We start from the raw sequence: 4852 nt of genomic DNA on the forward strand, positions 1-4852 counted from the left end.
ATATTCTTTTAAACTTATAACGTCGCGAACTTCGCGCAACCTTCGCGCCTTTGCGGTTGATAAAGCCAGTAACGGTACGCGTGTGGGCTTAAAACTTAGTGACTTCACGCCTTCGTGGCAAAGAAAGTTACGCCAAAACTCCAAAAACCTCATCCACAACGTGTCGACTAAACTAGTATAAAAGCAAAAAAGCTATTCCGAAATGAATCGGAAAAGCTTTTCATTGGTCTAACTACTAAACCTGTCTCGCTGTTACACGAGACGAAACAACACAACTATTTTAAATGTGCTTCCTGCAAAAAGAAGCATCATTCCAATGCTTTTTTGGGCAAAAAAGCGCTCCGTATAACGGAACGCTTTCCCAATTTAGCGGTCTGGACGGGACTCGAACCCGCGACCCCATGCGTGACAGGCATGTATTCTAACCAACTGAACTACCAAACCTTGCTTTATTGCGGATGCAAATATACGCCCAAATTTCAGTTTTACAAACGTTTTACTTTAAAATTTAAAAATATTTACTACTAGACTAACCAAACATTTGTTTTTCAACTAAATAAGTGGTCAAAATTTTCTCAAAATCCGCACCCACATTGACCGGAACGTACTTAATTTTATTCTGTGCGCAGGCCAATGACAGCGATTTAAAGTAGGTTTCTACCTGATTTTGGTAGGCATTTTGCAGTGAATCGGCAAACACATTGATGACTTCACCCGTTTCCACATCGACAAACTTTCGGGGATGGTTGTCAAAATCAAAATGCAATTCAGTCGCTTCATCGACCACATGAAACACCACAACCTTGTGCTTGTTGTGCTTCAAATGTTGCAACGCATTGAATAATTTTTCTTGGGCCTCATTTTGAAACATATCGGTAAACAAAATCACCATAGAGCGACGGTGCAATTTTTCGGCAATTTGATGCAAAAACGTAATGGTATCCGTAGGTTTGGCCACTTTAGGATCGTCCAACATTCCCTCCAATTGTGCCAAAAGCATCCGATGGTGTCGATCGGACCCTTTTTCTGGAGCGTAGTACTCATAGGTATCCGAAAACACACTTAACCCCACGGCATCGCGTTGTTTTTTTAACAAATTCATCAAAACGGTTGCGGCTAAAACCGAAAATCCAATTTTTTGCTGATAAAAAGGCTGCCCCGAAGTCAGTTTCGGATAATGCATCGACGACGAATTATCCAAAATCAAATGACAGCGCAAATTGGTTTCCTCCTCAAATCGCTTGGTATACAACCGATCGGTTTTGGCATACAACTTCCAATCGATATGTTTTGTGCTTTCGCCTTTATTGTAGACCTTATGCTCGGCAAACTCGGCAGAAAATCCATGGAAGGGCGATTTATGCATTCCCGAAATAAAACCCTCCACAACTTGGTTGGCCAATAGTTCTAGGTGCTTAAATCCCGAGATGAGTTCTTTTTCTTGTTCGATCTTCATATGCTCAAAGATAAAAAAATGCCCCAAATAGTATCTAACTTTTTCAGGCATGTCCAACCCGTTGTTGGGCTTTTTTATTTCGCTACTTTTGTCCCATGGATCCGTACGATATTTTTAGTATTGCTAATGCAAAGCAATTTGAAAAAATGGCGCTGAAAGTTTTTCGGCACCAATACGAAAATACGATCGTATACCGTGAATTTTGTGACTTATTGGGTGTCGATAAAACAGCCGTCAAATCGTTGGAAGCCATTCCTTTTTTACCAATTCAGTTTTTCAAAAGTCGCACCATCGTTTCCAATTCCCAACCCCCCGAAATAACCTTTACAAGCAGCGGCACGACTGGAATGCAAACCAGTAAACATGTGGTAACCGACATCCAATTGTATATACAAAGTTTTCGATCGGCCTTTGCCACTTTTTACGGAAATATAGAAGACTATACAATACTTGCCCTGCTACCCTCCTATTTAGAGCGCGAAGGATCGTCACTCATTTATATGGTGGCCGATTTGATTGAAGGATCGCAAAACGAAAATAGTGGCTTCTATTTGCATAATTACGACGAACTCATTCAAAAACTAAAAGCGTTGGATGCCTCAGGACAAAACACGCTATTAATTGGTGTGACCTATGCCTTGCTGGATCTAATTGAAAAAGAAACATTCCAACTCAAAAACACCATCATTATGGAAACCGGCGGCATGAAAGGGCGCCGAAAGGAAATGATTCGTGAAGAACTTCACCAACTATTACGCGCTGGTTTTGGGGTACCGACGATCCATTCCGAATATGGGATGACCGAACTTTTATCACAGGCCTATTCGTTTGGGGAAGGCATCTTTGAATGTCCCCCTTGGATGCATGTACTTATGCGAGACCCCGAAGACCCCTTACGGTATGTTGCCGATGGAAAAAATGGTGGAATCAATGTCATCGACTTGGCCAATTACAATGCTTGCTCCTTTATTGCTACCCAAGATTTGGGCAAAAAACATTCTAGCAATGCTTTTGAAGTATTGGGACGTTTTGACCATTCGGATATTCGCGGGTGTAACTTAATGGTAATTTAACATTATTTCCTTTATATTATCTAATTGTTAAATTACTTCTACTTCAAACTTATAGAACAAATTAACTCCTTAATTATGTAGTTTTGTAGTATATAAATAAATTATAGTTTGTATTATTAATTCAACATTAATTTAATCTCCTATTTGATGGAGTTGTAAATTACAATTTATGAAAAATCCTATTTTCTTTTTGCTATTCCTTATCATTGCTTCTGCTTGCACCTCAAAAAAAGACATTATTTATTTCAACAACCTAAATACAGAAACTACCGATAAAACACAGCTTATAAAATCTACTATCACAAAAAACGATATCTTAAGTATTGTGATTACTTCTTCATCGGCTGAAATTGTTAAAGCATATAACATGGAAGTCACTCAAGGCCCTAATGGTTATTTAGTGAGTAGTGAAGGTTTTGTTACTCTTCCTGTGTTAGGAAAAATTAATGCTAACGGCATAAGCTGTATGGAATTGGAACAAATTATAGCCAATTTACTGATTTCAGGAGGGCATTTGTATAATCCTGTTGTCAATGTTCGTGTTATCAATTCAAAATTTACGGTTTTAGGAGAAGTCAACAAACCAGGAACATATAATTATCAGGAGGAAAATATATCCTTACTTCAAGCCTTGGGATATGCAGGTGACTTAACAATTAACGGCGTTAGAAATAACATCTATTTGATTCGTGAAGAAGGTAACGTATTGAACTATACTAAAATTGATTTAACATCAAAAGATTGGTTTTCTAGTCCATATTATTATTTAAAACCCAACGATGTTATTTATGTTTTACCCAATGACGCCAAGGTAAAATCGGGTGGATATGTAAAAAGTTTAGGGAATTTGTTGACCATAACCTCTGTAAGTATCTCAACAATTCTTGCCATAATCTTATTGACCAAATAAAATGGAAGGAAACGAAATTCAGTTTAAGTTTAAAGAAGAAGCATTCAAATACCTAATCTTTTGGAAATGGATAGTCCTTTCTTGTGTCGCCTCCTTTTTAGTTGCTTATCTATATCTTCGCTATGTAAGTGATATCTATGCTACACAAGCAAAAATTCAAATTCTAGATCAAACTAATAATACGTTTAAACTCCCAAGCAACTCCTTCAATATTTTTGGTGATAATGATAAAGATCTGGAAAATGAAATTGAACTAATAAAATCGACGCGAATTTTAAACAAAGTCATTGATAGCCTTGAATTACACACTGAAGTATATACTAAAGGAAAAATCAAATCCATAGAATTATGGGATACCGCTCCTTTTAAGATTATTTGGGGAATTCCGTCTCAAGAACTATACAATAAAAGTGTACTCTTTAACATTACACTTAAAGAAAATGGTTATTTACTAGATGATAAGCCTACGCTTTATCCTTACAACAAAACGAATTTAACACAAGAAATTCCCTTTGTTGTTTTGCCTAAAAATGAACGTAAAAAACAAAAGTTGGGCGAATATCAAATACGATTAAAACCTAAAAACACCCTGTTACAAGAATTATCCAATAATTTAACCATCACAAAACAAGGAACACAAAGTAACATACTAAAGCTTGTTTTAAAAGGAGGGAATACAGGAAAAATAAATGCCGTATTAGGGGCACTCATTTCTATTTTTGACAACGATGGTGTTAAAGACCGGCAACTCGTTTTTGAAAAAACAATTGAATTTGTGGATGATCGTTTCCAATATCTTTTTACCGAACTCGACTCTATTGAAAAACAAAAAGCTGCTTACAAAAAGTCTCAAAAAATATCTTTTATTGAAGCCGATGCTGGGGTAATTATGCAAAAAAGTTACGACTCAGAAAATAATATTGAAAGAATAGAAACGCAACTTGTGTTAGCTGACATTATGCTAAACACCATTAATACGAGTAAAGAGTTGGACTTAGTACCTGTCAATATTGGCATTACCAATGATGAAATAAATGGTTTAAGCAATAAACTTAATGAAGTCATTCTGAATCGCAACAAGTATATTAGTGACGGTGGTGGAAAAACGAACCCCATTGTAGCTTCACTTACGCAACAAGTAAATGCAGTCAAAGGGAATCTTAGATCGACCATCATTAGTTATAAAAATACATTAGCATACCAGAAGAAAGAATTGTCAAAAATACAAGGCTTGAGTGCCAAAAATTATAACCGTATTCCTGACAATGAAAAATCTTTGCGTTCCATTGAAAGACAACAAAATATTAAAGAAACGTTGTATATTTTATTGCTCCAAAAAAGGGAAGAGGCTGCCGTTAATCTTGCGATTACAAATCCTACAATTAAACTCATTGAATACCCTAACTTTACTAG

The 4852-nt window shown here is 36.5% G+C and carries 5 protein-coding genes and 1 tRNA gene; 4 read left to right on the forward strand and 2 right to left on the reverse strand.

The genetic code is table 11. The features are described from left to right. Window positions 1-181, forward strand: a 181-nt coding sequence (locus tag ABWO12_RS12030) for a hypothetical protein (protein ID WP_353089256.1), incomplete at its 5' end; no start/stop codon positions are given. A 189-nt stretch (window positions 182-370) separates the two neighbouring features. Here ABWO12_RS12030 and ABWO12_RS12035 read toward each other — a convergent pair. After that, window positions 371-444, reverse strand: a tRNA-Asp gene (locus ABWO12_RS12035). An 85-nt stretch (window positions 445-529) separates the two neighbouring features. Next, window positions 530-1456, reverse strand: coding sequence for a DUF58 domain-containing protein (locus ABWO12_RS12040; protein WP_353089257.1), 927 nt, complete (start codon window positions 1454-1456; stop codon window positions 530-532). A 95-nt stretch (window positions 1457-1551) separates the two neighbouring features. On the opposite strand from ABWO12_RS12040, the gene ABWO12_RS12045 reads away from it, so the two are divergent. From ABWO12_RS12045 to ABWO12_RS12055, 3 genes are all read left to right on the forward strand, one after another. Beyond that, complete coding sequence (locus ABWO12_RS12045; protein WP_353089259.1) at window positions 1552-2529, forward strand: LuxE/PaaK family acyltransferase; 978 nt, start codon at window positions 1552-1554, stop codon at window positions 2527-2529. A 169-nt stretch (window positions 2530-2698) separates the two neighbouring features. Beyond that, complete coding sequence (locus tag ABWO12_RS12050; protein ID WP_353089260.1) at window positions 2699-3439, forward strand: polysaccharide biosynthesis/export family protein; 741 nt, start codon at window positions 2699-2701, stop codon at window positions 3437-3439. A 1-nt stretch (window position 3440) separates the two neighbouring features. Further along, window positions 3441-4852: GumC family protein (locus tag ABWO12_RS12055; RefSeq protein ID WP_353089261.1), on the forward strand; the 1412-nt coding region annotated here is incomplete at its 3' end.

This window comes from Flavobacterium sp. (assembly GCF_040379285.1).
GTDB lineage: Bacteria > Bacteroidota > Bacteroidia > Flavobacteriales > Flavobacteriaceae > Flavobacterium.

Bases quoted from the DNA above. Each gene is read 5' to 3' on its own strand.
- ABWO12_RS12040 (WP_353089257.1), bottom strand. From the start codon at position 1,456: ATGAAGATCGAACAAGAAAAAGAACTCATCTCGGGATTTAAGCACCTA.
- ABWO12_RS12045 (WP_353089259.1), top strand. From the start codon at position 1,552: ATGGATCCGTACGATATTTTTAGTATTGCTAATGCAAAGCAATTTGAA.
- ABWO12_RS12050 (WP_353089260.1), top strand. From the start codon at position 2,699: ATGAAAAATCCTATTTTCTTTTTGCTATTCCTTATCATTGCTTCTGCT.